Source organism: Flavobacterium sp. HBTb2-11-1, from assembly GCF_009826975.1.
GTDB lineage: Bacteria > Bacteroidota > Bacteroidia > Flavobacteriales > Flavobacteriaceae > Flavobacterium.
Genome location: NZ_WUMO01000001.1, coordinates 982982 through 1004381, shown reverse-complemented (window position 1 = coordinate 1004381; position 21400 = coordinate 982982). Strand labels below are relative to the sequence as shown.

21 protein-coding genes and 1 tRNA gene are annotated in these 21400 nt (G+C 32.7%); 9 read left to right on the top strand and 13 right to left on the bottom strand.

Translation table 11 applies throughout. The features are described from left to right. Positions 1–83 precede the first annotated feature (83 nt). Positions 84–156: transfer RNA gene (locus GR162_RS04505), tRNA-Met, on the top strand. Positions 157–366: 210 nt separating this feature from the next. Next, positions 367–5217: a RecQ family ATP-dependent DNA helicase gene (locus GR162_RS04500; RefSeq protein ID WP_160781141.1), complete on the top strand. Its 4851-nt coding sequence runs from the start codon at positions 367–369 to the stop codon at positions 5215–5217. 102 nt (positions 5218–5319) lie between these two features. Here the strand turns inward: GR162_RS04500 and GR162_RS04495 are convergent, their stop codons facing one another. The 3 genes from GR162_RS04495 to GR162_RS04485 all read right to left on the bottom strand — a co-directional run bounded on the left by GR162_RS04495 (position 5320) and on the right by GR162_RS04485 (position 7311). Then, positions 5320–5832 (bottom strand): DUF1772 domain-containing protein, encoded by a 513-nt coding sequence (locus GR162_RS04495; protein ID WP_160781140.1) that lies wholly within the window; start codon positions 5830–5832, stop codon positions 5320–5322. 1 nt (position 5833) lies between these two features. Then, a complete protein-coding gene (locus GR162_RS04490) occupies positions 5834–6460 on the bottom strand; it encodes an NAD(P)-dependent oxidoreductase (RefSeq protein ID WP_160781139.1) in 627 nt (208 codons plus the stop codon). Between the two features lie 80 nt (positions 6461–6540). Then, complete coding sequence (locus GR162_RS04485) at positions 6541–7311, bottom strand: helix-turn-helix domain-containing protein (protein WP_160781138.1); 771 nt, start codon at positions 7309–7311, stop codon at positions 6541–6543. Between the two features lie 236 nt (positions 7312–7547). Here GR162_RS04485 and GR162_RS04480 point away from each other — a divergent pair, with 236 nt between their 5' ends. After that, positions 7548–8309: a ThuA domain-containing protein gene (locus GR162_RS04480; protein ID WP_160781137.1), complete on the top strand. Its 762-nt coding sequence runs from the start codon at positions 7548–7550 to the stop codon at positions 8307–8309. Between the two features lie 87 nt (positions 8310–8396). Here GR162_RS04480 and GR162_RS22385 read toward each other — a convergent pair whose 3' ends face one another. From GR162_RS22385 to GR162_RS04460, 4 genes are all read right to left on the bottom strand, one after another. Further along, positions 8397–8696 (bottom strand): CPBP family intramembrane glutamic endopeptidase, encoded by a 300-nt coding sequence (locus GR162_RS22385; protein ID WP_160781231.1) that lies wholly within the window; start codon positions 8694–8696, stop codon positions 8397–8399. A gap of 202 nt (positions 8697–8898) precedes the next feature. Next, complete coding sequence (locus GR162_RS04470; RefSeq protein ID WP_160781136.1) at positions 8899–9051, bottom strand: hypothetical protein; 153 nt, start codon at positions 9049–9051, stop codon at positions 8899–8901. A gap of 446 nt (positions 9052–9497) precedes the next feature. Next, a complete protein-coding gene (locus GR162_RS04465; RefSeq protein ID WP_160781135.1) occupies positions 9498–9653 on the bottom strand; it encodes a hypothetical protein in 156 nt (51 codons plus the stop codon). A gap of 409 nt (positions 9654–10062) precedes the next feature. Further along, positions 10063–11394 carry a DUF6734 family protein gene (locus GR162_RS04460; RefSeq protein ID WP_160781134.1) on the bottom strand — a complete coding sequence of 444 codons (1332 nt, stop codon included), beginning with the start codon at positions 11392–11394 and terminating at the stop codon, positions 10063–10065. A 353-nt stretch (positions 11395–11747) separates the two neighbouring features. Between GR162_RS04460 and GR162_RS04455 the strand changes: the two genes are divergently transcribed. The 6 genes from GR162_RS04455 (at position 11748) to GR162_RS04430 (ending at position 17128) form a co-directional block, all read left to right on the top strand. Continuing rightward, positions 11748–12845, top strand: coding sequence for an exopolyphosphatase (locus GR162_RS04455; RefSeq protein ID WP_160781133.1), 1098 nt, complete (start codon positions 11748–11750; stop codon positions 12843–12845). A 198-nt stretch (positions 12846–13043) separates the two neighbouring features. Further along, complete coding sequence (locus tag GR162_RS04450) at positions 13044–14444, top strand: DUF1254 domain-containing protein (protein ID WP_160781132.1); 1401 nt, start codon at positions 13044–13046, stop codon at positions 14442–14444. Between the two features lie 57 nt (positions 14445–14501). Next, positions 14502–15596, top strand: coding sequence for a DUF1254 domain-containing protein (locus GR162_RS04445; protein ID WP_160781131.1), 1095 nt, complete (start codon positions 14502–14504; stop codon positions 15594–15596). 125 nt (positions 15597–15721) lie between these two features. After that, the gene (locus tag GR162_RS04440; RefSeq protein ID WP_111362835.1) at positions 15722–16048 is read left to right on the top strand and encodes a helix-turn-helix transcriptional regulator; all 327 of its coding nucleotides are present in this window, start codon (positions 15722–15724) and stop codon (positions 16046–16048) included. A 57-nt stretch (positions 16049–16105) separates the two neighbouring features. Then, entirely contained in the window at positions 16106–16579 is a 474-nt protein-coding gene (locus GR162_RS04435; RefSeq protein ID WP_160781130.1) for a DUF6428 family protein, read from the top strand. Positions 16580–16708: 129 nt separating this feature from the next. Next, on the top strand, positions 16709–17128 hold the full coding sequence (locus GR162_RS04430; RefSeq protein WP_160781129.1) for an arsenate reductase ArsC: 420 nt from the start codon (positions 16709–16711) through the stop codon (positions 17126–17128). 224 nt (positions 17129–17352) lie between these two features. Here the strand turns inward: GR162_RS04430 and GR162_RS04425 are convergent, their stop codons facing one another. The 6 genes from GR162_RS04425 to GR162_RS04400 form a co-directional block, all read right to left on the bottom strand. Further along, positions 17353–17667 carry a hypothetical protein gene (locus GR162_RS04425; RefSeq protein WP_160781128.1) on the bottom strand — a complete coding sequence of 105 codons (315 nt, stop codon included), beginning with the start codon at positions 17665–17667 and terminating at the stop codon, positions 17353–17355. Positions 17668–17851: 184 nt separating this feature from the next. Further along, positions 17852–18442 carry an outer membrane beta-barrel protein gene (locus GR162_RS04420; protein WP_160781127.1) on the bottom strand — a complete coding sequence of 197 codons (591 nt, stop codon included), beginning with the start codon at positions 18440–18442 and terminating at the stop codon, positions 17852–17854. Between the two features lie 2 nt (positions 18443–18444). After that, entirely contained in the window at positions 18445–19065 is a 621-nt protein-coding gene (locus GR162_RS04415; protein ID WP_237421283.1) for a DUF4136 domain-containing protein, read from the bottom strand. Between the two features lie 102 nt (positions 19066–19167). After that, positions 19168–20223, bottom strand: coding sequence for a hypothetical protein (locus GR162_RS04410; protein WP_237421282.1), 1056 nt, complete (start codon positions 20221–20223; stop codon positions 19168–19170). A 76-nt stretch (positions 20224–20299) separates the two neighbouring features. Continuing rightward, positions 20300–20779: a hypothetical protein gene (locus tag GR162_RS04405; protein ID WP_160781125.1), complete on the bottom strand. Its 480-nt coding sequence runs from the start codon at positions 20777–20779 to the stop codon at positions 20300–20302. 55 nt (positions 20780–20834) lie between these two features. Continuing rightward, the gene (locus tag GR162_RS04400) at positions 20835–21314 is read right to left on the bottom strand and encodes a DUF4440 domain-containing protein (protein ID WP_160781124.1); all 480 of its coding nucleotides are present in this window, start codon (positions 21312–21314) and stop codon (positions 20835–20837) included. Between the last annotated feature and the right edge of the window lie 86 nt (positions 21315–21400).

Here is a 21400-nt window from a genome sequence, read left to right as displayed (position 1 = left end):
TCAACTCAATACAGAAAATAAAACATTTTTTAAAGTTTTCGTTGGATTTTTAAAAAATCGACGTATCTTTGCACCCGAAACATCGCGGGATAGAGCAGTAGGCAGCTCGTCGGGCTCATAACCCGAAGGTCACAGGTTCGAGTCCTGTTCCCGCTACTAAGTAAAGCTTCAGAGAAATCTGGAGCTTTTTTGTTTTCTACCAAAAACGCATCCATGGTTCCCTCCGATTTAACAAAAAAAAGCTTATTTGCAAAAGTGTTTTGATTTTAGAAATTAAATGCTAAATTAGCTCTATATCATCCTCTTATTTAAATATTTGCCTATTTATTTTCATTAGAAAAATCAAATATAATCTCGTTGTGTTTAATGGCAATAGATAAACAAAATAACACCTTGTTAATTACCTTTATAGATACCGAAATCGAATCGGCTAAAGGTAAAATCCTGGATATAGGTGCAATTAAAGAAGACGGAAATCGTTTTCATAGCGCTTCTTTAGGAGATTTTGCCAAGTTCCTCAAAGGAAGCGAGTATATCTGCGGTCATAACATCTTAAATCATGATATTAAATATATTGACCAAACTATCAATGAAGCTGGCATTCCTCCTTTAAACGTCATTGATACTTTACATTTATCTCCCCTACTATTTCCAACAAAACCTTACCATGCCTTATTAAAAGATGATAAACTTCAGACAGAAGAACTTAATAATCCATTAAACGATTCGATTAAGGCGCGTGATTTATTCAATGGCGAAGTTGCCGCTTTTTCACAAATTGATGAAGTACTTAAAGAAATTTTTTATTCTCTTTTACATCCCACAAAAGAATTTGGTGCTTTTTTTCGTTTTATAAATTATAAGAGTACTAGATCCGATTTGGAATCGCAGATTAGATTAAAATTCCAAGGTGAAATTTGCGAACACTCAAATATTAGCAAAATAAAGGCTGAACATCCCATTGAATTGGCTTACTGCCTATCGCTTATTAATTCATTTATAGTTCACAGAAACGTTTACTCCATTACGCCTCCCTGGGTTCTAAAGAACTATCCTGAGGTAGAAAGCATAATGTTAATATTACGAAGCAAACCTTGCATAACTGGATGCAATTATTGCAATAATGCTCTGAACATTCACAAAGGATTAAAAAAATTCTTTGGTTTTGATTCCTATCGTACTTATGGAGGCGAACCTCTTCAGGAAAAAGCTGTTAATGCAGCTGTCAACAATAAATCTGTTCTGGCCGTTTTTCCAACTGGTGGAGGAAAATCAATTACTTTTCAAGTTCCAGCACTTATGAGTGCAGAAAACTCAAAAGGACTAACTATTATAATTTCTCCGCTCCAGTCTTTAATGAAAGATCAAGTTGACAACCTTGAAAAAAATGGAATAACGCAAGCGGTAACTATTAATGGACTATTAGACCCAATTGAAAGAGCAAAATCATTTGAAAGAATTGAAGATGGTTCTGCTTCTATTCTATACATTTCACCTGAATCCCTTCGCTCAAAGAGTATCGAGAAGCTAATTTTAGGAAGAAAAATAGCTCGTTTTGTAATTGATGAAGCGCATTGTTTTTCATCATGGGGACAAGATTTTAGGGTTGATTATTTATATATTGGCGATTTTATAAAATTAATTCAAGAAAAGAAAAATCTAGACGAAGGTATACCAGTATCCTGCTTTACCGCAACAGCCAAACAAAAGGTAATTGAAGACATAAGAGACTATTTTAGAGAAAAATTATCAATCGAACTTGAATTATTTACATCAAAAGCATCAAGAACTAATCTTCAGTATAGAGTTTTTGAAAAGCAAAATGAAGAAGAAAAATATTTGGCTACGAGAGACTTAATTGAAGAGAAAAACTGTCCAACAATTATTTATGTATCCAGAACACTTAAAGCCAATAAGTTAGCTGACCAGCTATTAAAAGATGGCTTTAATGCTAAACCATACCATGGGAAAATGGACAAAAAGGAGAAGAATGAAAACCAGAATTCCTTTTTAAATGGCGAAACTCAAATTATGGTAGCCACTTCTGCATTTGGTATGGGAGTAGACAAAAAAGATATAGGGTTAGTCATTCATTATGAAATCTCCGATTCGCTCGAAAATTATGTTCAGGAAGCTGGACGTGCAGGCAGGGATGAAAATATATCAGGCGATTGTTTTGTATTGTTTAATGAGGAGGACCTCAGCAAACATTTTATTCTTCTTAACCAAACCAAACTTTCTATAAAAGAAATCCAGCAGGTTTGGAAAGCAATAAAGGATATTACTAGATTTCGATCTAAGGTATCTAATTCTGCATTAGAAATTGCCCGAAAAGCAGGTTGGGATGATAATGTTGCAGAAATTGAAACACGTGTAACTACAGCAATAGCAGCCTTGGAGGATGCAGGTTATTTAAAGCGTGGGCAGAACATGCCAAGGGTGTTTGCCAGCAGCATTTTATCTAAAAATGCACAGGAAGCTATTAACAAAATAGAAGCTTCGAAAAAATTTGAAGAAAAGCAAAAGGAACAAGGTGTACGCATCATGAAAAAACTCTTTTCTAGTAAAAGCAGAAAAGAAACTAACAGCGAAACTCCAGAATCGAGAGTAGACTATATTAGTGATCATTTAGGCATTGTCCGAGAAGAAGTCATCAATATTATAAGCTTATTGCGAGAAGAAAATATTCTGGCCGATGCCAAAGATTTGACTGCATTTATAAAAAATACAGACCATAAAAATCGGTCTTTAGCCATTGTAGAGTCATACAGCAAAATTGAAAAGTTTTTATTGTCGTTATTAAAAGAAGATGAGAGTATTTTTCATTTGAAAGAATTAAATGAGTTTGCTGAAAAAGAGGGCTGTGAAGGCGTAAACACCAATAAAATAAAAACGATAATTAACTTTTGGTCTATTAAAAACTGGATTAAAAGAAAAAACTTAGATCATTTTAAGAACCATATTGCTATACTCTGCCTTCAAAGCAAGAAGCAATTAACTGATAAACTTGAAATACGATACGAACTTGCAAAATTTATTGTTGACTTCTTTTTTAACAAAACCAGTTCCGAAACTGCAAAAAACCAGACAGATAAAGATGAAATTTTGGTCGAGTTTTCAGTACACGAACTAAAAGTTGCTTATGATAACAGCTCCAATCTTTTCAAAAAAGAAATAACTATTTATGACATTGAAGATACATTATTCTATCTTTCGCGCATCGAAGCAATAAAGATCGAAGGCGGTTTTCTTGTGGTTTATAATGCTTTAACAATCGAGCGAACTGAACAGGATAATAAAAAACGATATACTAAAGACGATTATCAAAAACTCAATCAATTTTATGAAAGCAAAGTCCAGCAAATTCACATAGTGGGCGAATATGCTCAAAGAATGATTAATGATTACAAAAATGCACTTCAGTTTGTAGAAGATTATTTTCAGCTCAACTACAGTTCCTTTTTAAATAAATATTTTAAAGGAAGCGAAAGACAGAACGAGATTAAAAGAAATATTACTCCAGCAAAATTTAGACAGCTATTTGGAGAACTTTCTCCCGCACAATTAAAAATTATAAAAGACAATGAAACACAACATATCGTTGTTGCTGCGGGTCCAGGCAGTGGCAAAACGAAGGTATTGGTCCATAAATTGGCTTCGCTATTGTTAATGGAAGATGTAAAACATGAACAATTGCTCATGTTGACGTTCTCAAGAGCTGCCGTTATCGAATTTAAAAAGCGTTTATTAAAGCTTATAGGTAATGCAGCCAATTTTATCGACATTAAGACATTTCATTCTTATTGTTTTGATCTTTTAGGCAAGGTTGGCACTTTAGAAAAATCTAGCGATATTTTAAACACTACAGTCGAAAAAATTAAAAACGGTGATGTTGAAACTAATAAAATAACTAAAACTGTTTTGGTCATCGACGAAGCCCAAGATATGAATTCTGATGAGTTTGCACTAATAAACGCTTTGCTTGAGCAGAATGAGGATATGAGAGTTATTGCAGTTGGAGATGATGATCAAAATATTTATGAATTTAGGGGAGCGAGTTCTAAATATCTTGAACAGTTCATCTATCAAAATAAAGCAATAAAACATGAATTGGTCGAAAATTATCGCAGCAAAAACAATTTGGTTATGTTTACAAATCAATTTGTTCAACAAATCCAGCACCGTCTAAAAGAAACACCAATTATTGCAAATCAAACTGATAATGGAAAAATCAAGATTGTTACGCACCAAAATGGCAATTTGATAACACCTTTGGTACACGACGTATGCAACGCAGATCTTTCTGGAACTACTTGTGTAATTACGAAAACTAACGAAGAAGCTATAAAAATCGCAGGATTGCTTTTAAAAAACGGCATACCGGCAAAATTAATACAATCTAATGATGGTTTTAATTTGTCCAATCTTGTTGAAGTTAGATTTTTATTGAATAAAATAGATTCTGAATCGGGTGTTTACACCATTAGTGATGAAATTTGGGATAACGCAAAAATTGAGCTAAATAACACTTTCCGCAAAAGCAACAAACTGGAGATTTGTCAGAATATCATAAAAGATTTTGAAACTACTAATCCTAATAGAAAATACAAATCTGATTTGGAAGTTTTAATTAGGGAATCTAAATTGGAGGATTTTTATAGTGAAAATGGCGAAACAATTTTTGTATCAACCATCCATAAAGCTAAAGGAAAAGAGTTTGATAATGTATATCTCTTACTTGAAAACTTTAATGCAATTACAAATGAAGCTAAACGTCAATTGTACGTAGCCATGACTCGAGCCAAACGCAATTTAAACATCCATTTAAATGGAGATTATCTCAATTTTTTAACTGCTGAAAATCTTGAACATAAAAATGATCTTGAAATTTATATGCCTCCTGATAAAATTGCTGTTCATGCGACCTTAAAAGATATTTGGCTAGACTTCTTTATAGAAAGACAAACTTTAGTTTCTCAACTCACGTGTGGAGAAATGCTTTTTGTTGAAAGTAACGAATGCCTAAACTCAAGTGGTCAATCTGTGTTGAAATTCTCAAAACATTTCATTGAGAAAATCGAAATAATGAAATCAAAACAGTACGAATTAAAAAGCGCCAAGGTAAATTTCATATTGCATTGGTTTAAAGAAGAAACTGCACAGGATATCAAAGTTATATTACCTGAGCTTTATTTTGAAATTAATAGGCATCATTAAAAATTGAGATATTCTTTATTACAAGTCAACTAAAATAAAAAACAGCTTCAGTTTTTTCTAGAGCTGTTTTATTGCACATTACTAAATCTATTTGTTAACATTTCATCTATCAAAACCAATATTTCTAGTTTTAGGCGAATTATAAACACAAGCTAGAATAATTAAAAAAACGCTGCATAAAGAAGACAGCGTTCTTATATTATTCCAAAAATTCCAACGGTCTTCGAAGATATTTCTCATTTGTCTCGCACTTGCACTTGAAACATTTGAAAGTTCAAACAACTCCAGCTTATTATTCAGAGGAACGTTTACAAACATCGTTACAGCAAACACACCAATTGAATAAAACAGGGAAGCTATAAAGAGCAACAGAAACGTTTTCTTTTTGTAATGCAGAAAACTAGTAATTGGAAGCAAAAGTAAAGTGCCAAAAAAACAAATGAAAAATGGAATATTTTGAATCTCTCGATTAATGTTCTGCATGGCATTTAGAAATTCTTTATCGTTTAGTTTCCCCAATCCTAAGCTCACCGAAATCGAGTACGAAAAGAAAAGCCCAGCCATTAATGCTGCTATCGTTCCCGTAATAATTAGTAGGATATTTGATGCTCTCATTTTAATTGGAAATGCTAACTGTTCTTTTTAAATATTCATTGGTATTTAGCTGGCGTATCATAAAATCGGCAACTTCTTTGCGGGCAATTTTTAGATTGAGTTTTTTATAATTTCCATCAAAACCGATGCGATACGTATTGGTAATTTGGTCATCCGTAAAAGCACTAGGTCGAACAATTGTATAATCCAAATTACTGTCCAAAATATATTTTTCTTGCAATTTATGGTCTTGAAATGCTTTTTTTAGCAACATCCCGAACATAATATGTTTCCAGATAAAATTAAGATTTCCATAGCTTTCGCCCAAGCCGAGAGTCGTTTGGCAAATCAGCCTATTTAATCCTTTATTTCTCATCGCCACAATAATATTTTTTGTTCCTTCAGCACGTATTTTACCTTTTCTGCCATCGCCTAAAGCACAAAAAACTGCTTCTTGATTCTGCAACGCGTTTTCAACATCATTCAAACTCAAAACATCACCTACATAAATATGAAGATTAGGATGAGAAATGTTTTGCATTTTTTGGGGATCACGAACAAAGGCTGTTACTTCATCACCATTTTTTAATGCTTGTTTTACGATTTCAATGCCAACTGTACCAGTGGCTCCAAAGATTATTAGTTTCATTTTATATCAATAATTAAAATTAGTGATACAAAATTGCAATAGATAAATGATCAAAAATAGAATAAAAGCGACAGCGACTACTAACTCTCAAATGATTTTGGAGTTTTACCAGTAAAAGCTTTAAAAACTTTTATAAAATGAGATTGATCTGAAAATCCATTTTCATACACAATATCGGTATGTTTGGTATAATCTCTCACAGTCAATTGATCCAATGAAGCTTGAAATTGGATAATCTTGGCAAATTGCTTAGGAGTAAGCCCTGTTTCTCTCAGAAACCTTCGCTCAAAGGTGCGAATATTAAACTTTAATTTATTGGCAATCGAGCGTATACTTTCCTGACCTTTTGTTTGAAAGATGCATTCTATGCCTTGTCGTATTTCAAGATCAAGGTTTTCCTTTTTCTTTTCAAAGTACCGTAAAAGCAATTCTGATATAATTTCAATTTTATCTTTTACGCTTTCACTCAATTCCAATTGGTTTTTAAGCCACTTTATATCTTCTTCAGTATTATCAAAGTAATAGCAATTATCGTTTATGCTCTGGGGTGGAATATCAAAAAATGCCTTTAAGGCATACGGATACAGCTGAAAAACAATAATAAGAAATGCACCAGAAATCTCAAGCTCAATTGGCAGAATGGTTTGGCCGTAAAGAAAAACTTCTGGCATCTTTTTATCATGAGGTTTTACGACTAATCCGTTATCAGTCTTCTGAAACATCAAGCCTGGACAGCCGTCTGCAAAAAAAGGCAATGTTGTGTCTGTATTTTTATCGTCATTTTCAAACACCCATATGTTTTTCACAAAAAGCGAAATAGAGTCTTCGGGAACAATATTTTGATAGTTCATATTATTGTGATTACCTTTTTAAAAAATAATTGCGAATGAGACTTTTAGCATCAAATATCTGATTTTTTTTTAAAACGCAAATTTTGAAACGCTTGTGAAGCTTTTCAATTGTCTACAGAAGAAACACCAATAGCAATCTCTACCGATTATTCAGAAAGTGCCATTTTGTAATAGCCTAGAAAACACGCTCAACAGAAATATTTTTTTTCTATCTTCCCAAAATAAAATTTTCCAAAATGAACCATCTATTTTCGATAAAAAAATCATTTTTATTCAGCTTTATTGTACTAACAAGCTGCTTTCTAGTTTCTTTCCATATAAACAAAGAACATACAGTTTCTTATAAAATCAAAAAAGTGCTTATTTTTTCCAAAACCAACGGTTTTAGACATGAAAGCATTCCTGCTGGAATTGCAGCGATAAAAAAACTGGGGCAGGAAAATCATTTTATAGTAGATGCTACTGAAGATTCTCTGGCAATTAATTCGAAAAATTTAAAACAATACCAAGCCATTATATTTTTAAGTCCCACAGGCCATGTTTTGGACGAAAGCCAAAAACTGGCATTACAAAAATTTATACAAAATGGAAATGGTTTTGTTGGCATTCATTCGGCCACAAACTGCGAACCAGATTGGTCTTGGTACACAGAAATGATCGGCGGAATTTTTGACGGGCATCCTGAACCACAGAATGCTAAGCTTATAGTTGTAGATCACGAACATCCATCTACAAAACATCTTCCAGCAATTTGGGAAAGAAAAGATGAATGGTACAATTTTAAATATTCAAATTCAAACGTAAATGTGCTTATAAAAATTGATGAGTCTTCATATAAAGGCGGTAAACATGGCGATAATCATCCTTTGGCATGGTATCACGAATATGATGGCGGCAGGGTATTTTACACTGCTTTAGGACATACCGCTGAAAGTTACAATGATCCTCTTTTTGTACAGCATTTACTTGGTGGAATAACTTATGCTATTGGTAAATAAAATCCTCCTGTTGACGAGCAGCTTCAAAGAAATCTGGAGCTTTTTGTACTATATCTTATCAGTCACAAATGAATTGCACTTCACATATTAAGCAAAATAATATTTGCTAATAAAAACTAATCCATTATAGATTATGTGCGTCACCAGTGGCAATAATATTGCATTTTTTTGATTCTTGCCCCTTACATATAAAAAAGCAAACAAAAGTCCTCCTACAAAGGCATATAAAAAATAAAAAATATTATATAGATGGAATGATGCAAAAATAAAAGCTGATAAAAAGCAACAATACTTTAATTTCACTTTTATACTTTTAAAAATTTCAATAACAGCATACTGAAAAAGTAAAGTCTCAATGAGAGGAGCAGCTATAACAAATAAAACTATTTTTTTTCTTTAATTGTATAATGATCATTAAAACCTTTATTTAAAGAAATATCGAAAAGATTTGAAATAACCGAAAACAGGTAATTATTTAAAAAATTTAGAAGAATTATAAGTAATATTAGCTCCCATTGCTTAAGTCCGAATACAATATTTTTTATTTTTGATATCATTTAGTAAAGTGCTTCCTTAATAATTATTTATTCTAATGAGTTGCAAAATACAGTGCAGCACCAAAAATTTTCCCAGCAAAATAAAACATTAAGGTAAACAGGATACTAATATAAATTATAGCCAATAGTTTTTTATGCTTCTTTCCTAAAAGAAGATTTTCAATAAAAGATTCTTTCATTTTCATTTTTTAACCAAACAAGTAAAACACGAGTTCCATTATAAATAATTGATTATCCCGAGTACAAAATATTAATTTGCTAATACTCTACCAAAAATCTCCCCTTTATTAAAAACATAAAGTAAAAACAACAGAGTGACAAAAGTTGCAAACAAAATATAAAACAAGTTACTTTTTAAAAACCTCATATAATGTTCTTTTTGTTATATGTCTGTAGCGATTTCTTGACTAGACCACAAACTAAAATAAATTACTTTTTATAAACAGAACCAATAATATAACCTAACGAATATATAAACAAGGACAATAATATTACAATCCTTATCACTTCTAACAATTTTGACGATTTCATACTTTTGCTATGCCTTTTGTGAAACACTTTCCAATTATAAAAACTGCTGGCAATACTGTCAGCAGTTTAATCAATTATTATTGTATTACAATCTACTTAATTAGCATTTGTAATATTTACCAGACTCATAATCAAAGCATAGATTAGGGTATTGATAACCTCCCATAGTTTGTTTTAACTCTTTTTCAGTTAATCTTTGAACATCACTTGGAGTAAATTTTTTAATTTCTGTGTTTTTTGCGGTTTTTTTAAACATAACTAAGTAATTTAAATTAATTAATATTTTCCAATAATTTAAAGACATTTGGAATCTCTGTCAATTCCTGCGCAGGACTTTTTTTTATTTATTTTAAAATGAAACCTAATCACTTTGCTCAAATATTATCTCCTCATAAATGAGTATGATATTTCCGAACTTAAATATTTTAAAAAATTATGGAATTAAATCTACAACACACTTCCTATTTGGATTTGCATTCATAAAATCACAATTCTACTCACAAATATTATTTTTTATAATGACATTTTCTTACGGAAAACCACATTTGCATAAAAATTTAACATTTACAATGACCTTATAACATATTAAAACCCAAAAAATCTCAATAAAAACAATAGATAATAAAAATCTTTAAACAATACTTTTTTATTCTTTTCTTTTAAAATCATTTATAAATAGCAATTATTTTCAAAACAATATAACTGATCAGTTTAGTGTTTAATAAAACCAGAATATCTTTTTTCGACTCTTCTGAATCATAATCGAAATGAAGCAACATTTCAGAAATAAAATCTGAATATCGAATTCCTGGCTCAATTTCAGATAAAGCAATTTCATCTAAATCATCCAATTCATATTTTTTAGATACCTCATTAAGTTCTTTTATTTCCAAAAAAGATGCTTCTTCCTCATTCTGTCCAGTAGCAACTTCAAAACCTTTAAGAAACACGATATTAAAATCTTCTTTATCTACTAAACTTTTAAAATAATTTGGTAAAGCTTCGGTATATAGATCTCTTTTCAGGAGATAATTGTCATCAACAAGCTTTTTATTTTTCAGCTCATAATCAAAATCTGAAATCAATTCTGCAACCTTCTCTTTATTCAGAAATTCAATTTCATTTTGATTTCCTTCCGCTTCATTAATTAAGGTTGCCATTTTTGAGTAACATTCGGGATAGTTTCTCATAACGTAAACTTCCATAGCTTTGCATACGGCAGGGTTTCTTTTATATTCTCCCAGTAAGTGTAAGTACTTCTTTTCTGGCACATCCTGAAACTCTGCAAAACCATCATAGTAGCCATCATTATATACTTCATCAAACAAAAAATCAAGCTTTACTCCTATATTTTGAGCGTATTGATAAAACAAAATCTGTTCGAAAAATAAATTAAAATTAAGACAGTTAATTTTTGATGATACAGTTATATTTTTATCTAAAAAATCAATGCTAATTTTGGAATACTGCTTAAAAAAATCAATGTCATTTCCTCCTACAACACCCATATTGCAAGCAAAATTGTTTGGTGCCTTATGATAATTCTCCATTTCAACTGGCATATATAGGAGTTCTGGTGAAATGTTGTTCCACATTTTAGTATAATTATCAGCGGTAATTTCTAAATTTTGGGTAAGCACAGCGGCATTTCTAAATTTAGTTTCCAAAGATTCCCATACAAAAACATCTCCATCAACATGCAAAAAAGGTTCGTTCTGCATCTGATATACTTTAATTTTAGAAACAGCCCATAAATCTTTAGGATAATTATTTAAATCATCTAAAACTACGTGAACTTTAGCGTAAGGCAAATTCAGCTTTTCAATTAAAATTTGATATCCAAAACGATCTGTATAAAGTTCAACATCTTCATGAAATTTCACTAACTGATGACTGCTTAAAATCCAACTCAGCCAATTATATTTATAAGAAATCCAGCCATAATTGCGGGTTAATTCAGTTAAATTTCCAGACCAAAAGCTTTGTATTATTTTCATTTAAAAATGATGCTAAAAAGTTATTGTCTGCAATATAACCTAATTGCATATAAGTTTTTTACGGCATTCCGTAGACCAATACAGAATTCATGTTTCAAAAGAAATTGTCAGATTTGTTTAAAGTTTTTTATAAATATACTTTATCAGAATAAAACCCGTTATTTCTTTACAATAATTTAATATCACGTTTTCTTAATAACTGATTTTATATTACTAAATGTTTTATTAAATTCGCAATTCCGTAATGAAACCATTTGTTTTCATTCTAAAATTGTGATTTTCACATCAATACCACAAAAAAGAAACTTTATAATCTCTTAAAAACAAATATATTATAACTACAATTCAACGCAATGCTTAAAAAACACAACCCCAAATTTTTATTTTTTCCCCTTTTAACATTAATTTTTTCTGTCACTGCATTTTCTCAAAAAAGTGTTTACGCTGGAATCGAAATTGGTCGTAGAGCCATAAAAGTTTCCGTAATTGATGTAAACAACATCAGAAAAGCCGATTATAAAATTCTTTCTTTCTGGACTGAGAGAATTCCATTTGCAGATCATATTACTGCCAATGGCGAACTTACTCAAGAAGACATCACTAAAACAAGTGTGACGGTTACCAACCAATTACAGAAAATTAGAGCTGAGAATAAACTCCTTGAAGAAAACATTTTTATCGTAGCGGCTCCTGTTTTTGCGTCTGCTCGTAATTTAGATGTTCTAAAAAACAAAATTGCTCTTTTAACTGGAAAACAATTAGAGGTCTTAGATGTTAATGAAGAAGCAAAAACGCTAGTGAAAGGTGCTATCCCGCCTGTTGATTTTGCCAACGCTTTCCTTCTTGATATTGGTGCTCAAACTACCAAAGGTGGTTACATTGACGAACTTAAAGACGGTAAATTAGAGTTTATTCCTTTAGAGTTAAGTTTCGGAACCATGACGCTTACTGATGCTGTCGAAAAAACAGTGGTAAACAAAAGTCAAGTAAACGATATGTCTACGTATCAGGAAAAATCATTTGATTATAATGTAATTCTACGAAAAAAGACTAAAGAATTGTTTGATGCCAATCCACCTTTAGCGAAAAAAGATAAATTGTATTTATCTGGTGGTGCCGTTTGGGCATTTTCAACTCTTTTTTACGACGAAACTGTTAATAAAGAGCATTATGTTACTTTAACACTTCAAGATGTTATTGATTATGATGCAATTCTTAAAAACAACTTCAGTAAGTTTACTAACCTTGCCAAAACAAATAAGGAAGCGGCAAGAGTTTTAAGCACTTATGACCAAAAATACCTGATTTCGGCAAACAACATTCTTGTAACATGTCTTGAAAGTATTCCAGACTACGCAACAAAGAAAATTTACTTTGTAAAAGAAGGGCAAGTAATCTGGTTGATCTCGTACATTGCAGATCGTTCAAAAAAAATAAATACTAACTTCTAGAAGTATTTTTTAAAATCTTATAAGCCTCAGAGAAATCTGAGGCTTTTTTGTTTCCCTTCCATTTTAGTACAATTTATTTCAAAATGGTTGCAATTTATAATTTGCAACCATTTTTGCCATCCAAAAAAGTGGAGTTTTTCTTTTAAAATCTAATTTTAAAATCAAAGAAAATCTTACATGAAATTAAACCGTCTGATTATGAAAAATTTAACCGCTTTTTTTATCGTCGCACTTCTAGCAGTAACAGGCTGCAAAAAAGAACAAACAAAAGATAAACAAGATACTGCAAATGCTACATCTGCCGACTCCATAACTGCAATTGCTAAAGAAGCTTGGATATACGGATATCCGATTTTTTATAATTATAAAACCATTTATTCTAGCGCAATCAACAAGGAAGCTAAAGAATATTCAGGATTCAACAAATTCAAAAGCGTAGCAATGAGTGCTACACCTGCCGATACTTTAGTAATAACGATCAATAATGATACGCCTTACTCAATGGCATCGCTTAATGTTTCAGATGAACCTGTTATTCTTGAAGTGCCAAAGATTGAAGAAAGCAGATATTATGTAATGCAGTTTATAGACCTCTATACCTTCAATTTTGAATATATTGGATCTCGAGCAACTGGCAATAATGCTGGAAAATATCTCATTGCAGGGCCAGATTGGAAAGGAGAAACTCCAAAAGGCATTGATAAGGTTTTACATTCTGAAACCAATTTGATCTTTCTTGTAGGCCGTACACAACTACACGATCCTGCCGATGTGCCAAATCTTAAAAAAATTCAGGCACAGTACAAATTAATTCCGCTTCATGAATATACAAAACAGCCTGCTCCGCCAGTAAAAAAATACAATCTTCCTCTGCCTGTCTGGAAAGAAAGCGATTACAGTTCGCTTCAATTTATTAGTGCTCTAAATGCTTTATTACAATATACGAGCGAAGACAGCAGCGAAAAAGAACTTAGAAAACGCTTTGCTAAAATCGGAATTGTGCCTGGCGAACCTTTTGACAGTTCGAAATATCCGCCAGAAACGATAAAAGCGATAGAAAAAGGAATTGCCGAAGCCAAACAAGAATTGGAATCTAAAATAGATAATGTTAAAGATGCAGGAAGCCTTTTTGGCACGCGTGCAGAACTTAAAAATAACTACCTCAACCGTGCAATTGCTGCAGCTGCAGGAATTTACGGAAATACCAAAGAAGAAGCCGTTTATACTGGAAGCAACGTCGATAAAAACAATCAGGTGCTTTTAGGAAATAATAAGTATGTACTGAAATTTACTAAAGATCAATTGCCTGAAGCCAAATACTTTTGGAGCATCACAATGTATAATCTTCCTAAACGTTTTCTTGTGCGAAATCCAATTAACAGATATTCTATTGGCAATAAAACAAAAGGATTAAAATATGAACCTAATGGAGATTTGAACATTTATCTACAAAAAGACTCTCCTGGAAAAGACAAAGAAAGCAACTGGCTTCCGACACCTAAAGATGAAAAATTCATATTTGTGATGAGAATTTATGGCCCACAACCAGATGTTATCAATAATGTTTGGAAAATGCCTCTTCCAGAAATTGTAAAATAAGAACCCTAATTCAGAAATAAAATCATAACCATTTTTCTAATTTTAATTTCAAATAGTATGAAAAATTACAAATTGCTATCAGGAATATTTTTAGTTACCATATCGTTGCTCATTTCTTCCTGTAAAAAAGAAAAATCAAGCGGCGATTCTGAAGCACTAAAAGATTCGACTGCTGCAAAAACAGATTCTTTGGCTCAAGAAAATAGTGTTACCGTAACCGCAGCAAATTTCAACCGTGCAGAAACCGATGTTTATTTTTCAACTTCTGTAAAAGAATCGGGCGGTGTTGGAAACATGCATCATTACAGAACGCTTATGCCAATTGACAAACAGACTGTTATTCGTGCCAATCGTGATGTTTTGTATTCTTCTGGCGTTTTTGATCTCGATGCAGGACCTGTAACCATAACGCTTCCCAACCCAGGGAAACGTTTTATGTCTATGCAGACAATCGACGAAGATCAATATTCTGAAACATATTATGCGCCTGGAATTTTTACTTTTACTAAAGAGAAAGTCGGCACACGCTATTTGATGTTGGCTATACGAACATTTATTGATCCAAATAATCCTAAAGATCTTCCTGTTGTAACGGGTCTTCAAGACGCCATTAAAATTGACCAGAAAGAAAAAGGAACATTTGATATTCCAAATTGGGATCAGGCAAGTCAGAAGAAAGTTCGCGATTCTTTAATTGAAGTTTCCAAAAAATTGTCTGACACCAAAGGAATGTTTGGCCCAAGAGGAAAAGTCGATGAAACCCGCCATTTGCTTGGAAGCGCTACCGGTTGGGGCGGAAATCCTGAAAAAGATGCGCTGTATCTTTCTGTAAATCCGAAAAAAAATGACGGAAAAACAGTTTATAAACTTAAAATAAAAAATGTTCCTGTCGACGGTTTTTGGTCTGTGAGTGTGTACAATAAAACGGGTTATTTTGAGAAAAACGATCTCAATATGTATACTTTAAACAATATCACGGCAAAAAAAGATGCTGATGGTTCAATTACCATACAGTTTGGAGGCTGTGACGGAAAAACGCCAAATTGTATTCCGGTTACTGATGGATGGAATTATTGGGTTAGACTTTATCGTCCGCACAAAGAAATACTTAATGGCACTTGGAAATTTCCTGAGGCTGTTGAGGTTAAATAAAATATAATTTTATAAAAGGCGAAAGCTCTAGAGAAATCTGGAGCTTTTTTTGCTTTAAAATAATCTATTAAAAATTTCGTCATTTAAAAACAATATCGTAATATTGCAATATTAATATACTAAATATGGGAGCAACTAAAACTGAACATTTTACAGACGCACAAAATCAAATTGCTACAATTGCCAAAGCGTTAGGACATCCTGCAAGAATTGCCATAATCGAATATTTATTAAAAGTGAATGAATGCATTTGCGGCGATATTGTAAACGAGCTGCCTCTTGCGCAGCCTACCGTTTCTCAGCATCTAAAGGAGCTAAAAAATGCGGGAATCATTAAAGGAAATATTTCTGGAAATGCTATTTGCTATTGTATCGATGAAAAGACAATTGACATTTTAAACTCCTATTTTTTAAACATCACACAAACTATTTCAAAATCAAAATGTTGCTAAAACATTTTTTTGAGAAATTATATCGCAATATTGCAATTAACAAATAAATAAAACAAAATGAAATTATCAGAAGTAAAACAGATTTTACCAACATTAGAGAATGTTGAATTTCAATTGGAAAACGGAACTTTTGTGCCAGAACATTTTCATGTTACGGAAGTTGGAGTAGTAACCAAAAAATTTATTGATTGCGGCGGAGTAATCAGAAATGAGAAAGTAGTAAACTTTCAGCTTTGGGATGCCAATGATTTTGAGCATCGTCTAAAGCCGAATAAATTATTGCACATCATTCAATTGTCTGAAGATAAGCTAAATATTGAAGATTTAGAAATTGAAGTCGAATATCAAAACAGCACAATTGGAAAATATGATTTGGAGTTTAACGGAAAGACTTTTGTTCTAAAAAATAAAACCACAGCATGTTTAGCACAAGATGCTTGCGGCATTCCTGCAGAAAAACAAAAAATCAATCTTACTCAATTGACCAATGACAATGCTTCTTGCTGCACACCAAATTCAGGATGCTGCTAAAATGAAAGAACAAATCTTCAAATACAAGAAACCAATTATAATAACTGCTTCTGTTATTTTGCTGCAGCTCATTTTCGGTTTTGAGCCAAAATTCTGCATTATAAATATCATTTGGCTACTCGTTTAATTATGAAAAAGAAAATACTAATACTTTGTACAGGAAATAGCTGCAGAAGCCAAATTGCTGAAGGATATATGAGACTTTTTGCAGGAAATAAAGCTGAGGTTTACAGCGCGGGCGTAGAAACTCATGGTGTTAATCCGAAAGCTATTTTGATAATGAAAGAAGACGGAATCGACATTTCGAATCATACATCAAATAATATTGATGAATATACTCATATTGATTTTGACTTTGTCATTACGGTTTGTGATAATGCAAAAGAACGATGCCCATTTTTTCCAACCAAAGCAGTCAAATTTCACTATAATTTCCCTGATCCCGCAAAAGCAACAGGAACTGATTCTGAAATAATGGAGCAATTTAGAAGCGTTCGAGATCTGATAAAAGACTATTGCAAAAACTTTGCTGCAGAAAATTTAGCATAAATTTTCTATTGGTTTGTATCAGCAACAATTTTTATATTCCGCTAGAAATATCTCGTCGGTAGAAAAAAAATATTGCATTACATTGTGTCCTGTAGGGACACCTGATTTGCGAAACATTTACCAATCAAACGTTCCTACGGAACGTGTATTCGGGATTCAAATTTCATTTCTAACGATGAGACATTCCTACGGAATGATTGCTCCAAATTTCTTTTGGAGCTTTTTTATTTAACCTCAACGCTAGATTCTTTAATGTGCATTTCATTAATAATATCTAAGAGCTCCATTTCATCAGTTGGAAATAATTGGAGCGCTTGTTCTAAAACTAATCCAACATCTATAGATAGCTTTTTTCCATTATCTTGTTCTAATGCCAAAATACACAGCTTTAGCATATTTGTTATTACACAACCTAGTTCCGAATAATTTAAAACACTGATTTCTGCATTGTAACCTTTATCAGCCGTTTTTAAAATATTTAAATATTGAGTTGATTGTTTTTTTAGATAATTTACTTTCTCTATTTCTACCGTTTCCATTCTTTCAATTTTTATATCATTTTAAATAATCAAATGTCATAATATATTTTCACCAATCGGTTATCTTATATGATAACCAATAAAATGAATACTTTAAAAAAAACATCATATATAAAAACCAAAAATGCGTAAACCCCAAAGGACTTACGCATTTTTTCTGATGAAACATTATAAAAAACGCCGTTTACCAACCTAAGAATGAAACTCCAATATTGAGTGCAAAATAGGATGTTGGATAGGGAATCTCTCCCGATTCAAAACAGTAATAATATTTACCAGCAGCGGTTAAAGCTACTTTGGAATCTATTTTATATTCTAAACCAATTTCGGGTTGCAAGGCAAAATTCCAAGATTCCTCTTCTAAGGTATAAATATACATATCTGTATTTCTTCGGTTGTAAACCATACCAATTCCCATTCCTGCGTACGAATTTATTTTATCGCTTTTTTTGAAATAATAATTTGCATTGGCCAAAATCGGAATCGCATTATTGGTTCTCCACTGTTTGCCCGAAAGAGAAGAAGTTCCTTCTGTATAAGTATCATAAGCAAGACTGCTATGAAAAACATTCCAGCCCGTGCTGAAACCAACTGTTAGCTCTGGTTTTACAAATCTTGCATAACTTAAAGAAAATCCGCGTGCGCTTACATCACTTATATAATCTGAAAGATCGCCTGTGGGAAATCCTAATGACCATGCCACATTGACTACAGAATTCTGCGCGCTCAAACTAATTGTTCCTAATAACATTAGGCTTGCTATAATCTTTTTCATGGTTAATTAGTTTTAAGATAAGGTGATTGTGTAAAAGCCTGATCGATTCCTTTGGTTACTCTTGAAACATCATAATCCCAAGTTACCAGACCCGCAGCCGAAGCTACCCAAACCGCTGGACTCACTCCGCCAGGCCCAACACTTGAAGGATCTGATATTGTCATCAATAAATTTCCTGTTGTATAAGAACTTACCGAAACATAGGGCGGATAGTACCAGCCCCAATATGGCGGATAATATCCACCATACCACCAGTCATACCAATATGAGTAGAATACTGTTGTAGATTTCATAAAAGCTGGTGTAAACAATACATCTGGATTGCCGCTAATGTCTACTTTAGTCCAGCCTAATGCAGTCATATTTTTATCAATTTGATTAAATATCGGTGTCGCATATTGATCTTCCATATAAACAAAAGTGGTATCGCCTTGAGATATTTTAACATCGACAACAATTTTGTTGGGTCTTGCATAAGTGGCTTGGGCAGCAAAATCATATTCGGAGATGTAATCAGTGTAGACCACATCTAAATCCGAATAACTGTCAGGTCCTTCAATCTGGCAGCTAACGAGCGAAATGAATGCTCCAAGACATAAAAATAGATTCTTTTTACTTTTCATTTTCATTAATAATTTAAGTTAGTTTAACCTGTTTGCAAAATCTTTCATTTAACGAGTAAACAATATACTTTTGACATATTCAAAATTGCTTTTAATAAGTGTCTATCTTCTTCTTCCGCCACCTCCGCCGAAGCCTCCTCCTCCTCCGCCGAAACTGCCGCGAGAACCGCCTCCCATTTGCCCTGCACTTGGTCTTGATGAAGAACCTCCTCCTCTATTAAAATTAGATCCTGAAGAGCTTCCTCTATTAAGATTTGAAGTTCCTGCGCTTGGCGACGAACTCTGGCGAGTTCTTCCAGATGCACTAGTATTTCCTGCTGATGGGCGTGTGCTTGCTGAAGGACGAGAATTGCCTCGATTGGTATTGTATCTATTATTGGCAGAATTGTCGCGTACGGTATTAGAACGCATTTTATTATTGTTGTAATTATTAAAACTGTTTCTGTTATTAATATATACATTGTTCCCGCCATGATAATGTCCACCGTGATAACCATGATGATGGTAATAATGGTTGTGACGATAAATCCCTACTGCCATTACAGTAAAAGCGGCGAAATAAGGCGGATAAAATCCGTAGTAATAAGGTGGATAATACGGCACATATGCCGGAGAATAGACATATTGTACAATAGGCACCGTTTCTACCACAACTGCCGTTACGGCTGGCGAGCTTTGTACAGGTTCATCTCCTGTATAGGCAGGATTTGCTGTTTTTGCTGGTGAAGACTTGCTTACTGGTTCAATAACATAATCTTTACCATACAGCAATTCATCGCCTACAATCTGCATTTTTACTTTGCCGTTTTTATCTTTATCAACCAAAATAACAGCAACATCCTGATTCTCATTTTTGTTGACAGCGACTTGAAGAATAAAAGTAAATGAATTGCCATTTTTCTTTGTAATTACTTTTATAAAGTCAACTTTCTTATCCAGATTCAAATCCAGATTATTGATTCCTGTTTTCTCAAGATTTAAGTTTTTCTCAAATTCCTCAATGGTTTTTGATTTCTGAAACAGGGTCATCACGGCATACAGATCAAGATTATCGCCAGGCAGCCCAAGTTCTGGACCATCATTATCCGATTGGCAAAAGATCAACTGGGCAGACATGATTAATGCGACTGTCAAATATTTTGTAAATATCTTTATCATAGTAAGAGTATAAAATATTAATAAGAGGGAGTAGAAAATGATCTTTTATACTTTCTACTCTGTACGCAGAAATCGTCTAGTGTTTTTTGGTTTTATCCAATTCTCCAATAAAAGGAATAACATCTTGAATTTCTGCTCGTATGGTCACTTGTAGATACTGCTCAAGCTGTACAAATTTTGCTGCATTAATTCCGCCAATAGCTTTTACCAATTTAGAATGTGTTTTGGCAAGGAGTTTTTCAGAGTCTTGATTGTATTTCAAATTTTTTGAAGTTAATTCTGTCGCTTTAGCATCGCTTAAGGTTGCATAATTCTTTCCGTAATCTTCTAAAATCAGAATCTTTTGCTGGCTCAAAGCTTTACGTTCCGTTTCGTATTTATCATAAATAGGCTGAAATGCTGTAGCTTGCGCATCAGATAAGCTCAAATATTCTTTGACCACATCGGCTTTCGATTTTCCATAAAGATCCTGTATTAAATTAATCTCATCAACAGAAGTCTGCGCTGTGGCATTCAATGCAAAAGTTAACGTCAGTATAAATAGTATTTTTTTCATAATATAAATTTTATAGGTTTTTAATGTACAGAATACTTTTGGGCAAAGGGCTATTTTACTCTACCAATCCATCAGAAGCGCTCATATCTCTTACACAGACATATTTGCCATCTCTTTTTTCAAAAAAACTCATGTAGTTTCCTGTATTAATTGGCGTTTTGGTAGAATCTGTTACTTTATAATATCCTACTTCTACAACCATATTCCCGTCACGAGAAACAAAAACTTCTTTGGTTTCAAATGATATGATATTGGTATTATTGGCCAAATCTGATTTTAAAAATTCATATCTGGCTTCCTTGCCAATAATAGGCGGTCTGTTCTGATAAAAAGTTATCGCATCATCTGCGTAATACCCTATTTCTTTGAGCTGACCTGCATTGTATGTCGCAGCATATTCATTCTCTTTTGCCTGAATCTGTTTCTTGACTTCCTTTAGGTCAACTACGTCATTTTCGTCTTTTTTTGTATTGCAGGAAATCAACAAAACACAAAACCCTGCGAGAACTGCTCTTATAACTATTTTATTTTTCATACACATTAAATTTTCAAGTTGATATTACATTATTCCCTTTTATTAGTAGTCCCAAAAAAAGCTGTTTCCTTTAGCAATGATTTTAT

Excerpts from the sequence above, each read along its gene's own strand:
- GR162_RS04470 (WP_160781136.1), bottom strand. The coding sequence starts at position 9,051 with ATGAAAATGAAAGAATCTTTTATTGAAAATCTTCTTTTAGGAAAGAAG.
- GR162_RS04450 (WP_160781132.1), top strand. The coding sequence starts at position 13,044 with ATGAAAAATTTAACCGCTTTTTTTATCGTCGCACTTCTAGCAGTAACA.
- GR162_RS04495 (WP_160781140.1), bottom strand. The coding sequence starts at position 5,832 with ATGAGAGCATCAAATATCCTACTAATTATTACGGGAACGATAGCAGCA.
- GR162_RS04430 (WP_160781129.1), top strand. The coding sequence starts at position 16,709 with ATGAAAAAGAAAATACTAATACTTTGTACAGGAAATAGCTGCAGAAGC.
- GR162_RS04465 (WP_160781135.1), bottom strand. The coding sequence starts at position 9,653 with ATGTTTAAAAAAACCGCAAAAAACACAGAAATTAAAAAATTTACTCCA.
- GR162_RS04435 (WP_160781130.1), top strand. The coding sequence starts at position 16,106 with ATGAAATTATCAGAAGTAAAACAGATTTTACCAACATTAGAGAATGTT.
- GR162_RS04440 (WP_111362835.1), top strand. The coding sequence starts at position 15,722 with ATGGGAGCAACTAAAACTGAACATTTTACAGACGCACAAAATCAAATT.
- GR162_RS04420 (WP_160781127.1), bottom strand. The coding sequence starts at position 18,442 with ATGAAAAAGATTATAGCAAGCCTAATGTTATTAGGAACAATTAGTTTG.
- GR162_RS04405 (WP_160781125.1), bottom strand. The coding sequence starts at position 20,779 with ATGAAAAAAATACTATTTATACTGACGTTAACTTTTGCATTGAATGCC.
- GR162_RS04480 (WP_160781137.1), top strand. The coding sequence starts at position 7,548 with ATGAACCATCTATTTTCGATAAAAAAATCATTTTTATTCAGCTTTATT.
- GR162_RS04415 (WP_237421283.1), bottom strand. The coding sequence starts at position 19,065 with ATGAAAAGTAAAAAGAATCTATTTTTATGTCTTGGAGCATTCATTTCG.
- GR162_RS04455 (WP_160781133.1), top strand. The coding sequence starts at position 11,748 with ATGCTTAAAAAACACAACCCCAAATTTTTATTTTTTCCCCTTTTAACA.
- GR162_RS04425 (WP_160781128.1), bottom strand. The coding sequence starts at position 17,667 with ATGGAAACGGTAGAAATAGAGAAAGTAAATTATCTAAAAAAACAATCA.
- GR162_RS04490 (WP_160781139.1), bottom strand. The coding sequence starts at position 6,460 with ATGAAACTAATAATCTTTGGAGCCACTGGTACAGTTGGCATTGAAATC.
- GR162_RS04460 (WP_160781134.1), bottom strand. The coding sequence starts at position 11,394 with ATGAAAATAATACAAAGCTTTTGGTCTGGAAATTTAACTGAATTAACC.
- GR162_RS04410 (WP_237421282.1), bottom strand. The coding sequence starts at position 20,223 with ATGATAAAGATATTTACAAAATATTTGACAGTCGCATTAATCATGTCT.
- GR162_RS04445 (WP_160781131.1), top strand. The coding sequence starts at position 14,502 with ATGAAAAATTACAAATTGCTATCAGGAATATTTTTAGTTACCATATCG.
- GR162_RS04500 (WP_160781141.1), top strand. The coding sequence starts at position 367 with ATGGCAATAGATAAACAAAATAACACCTTGTTAATTACCTTTATAGAT.
- GR162_RS04485 (WP_160781138.1), bottom strand. The coding sequence starts at position 7,311 with ATGAACTATCAAAATATTGTTCCCGAAGACTCTATTTCGCTTTTTGTG.
- GR162_RS04400 (WP_160781124.1), bottom strand. The coding sequence starts at position 21,314 with ATGAAAAATAAAATAGTTATAAGAGCAGTTCTCGCAGGGTTTTGTGTT.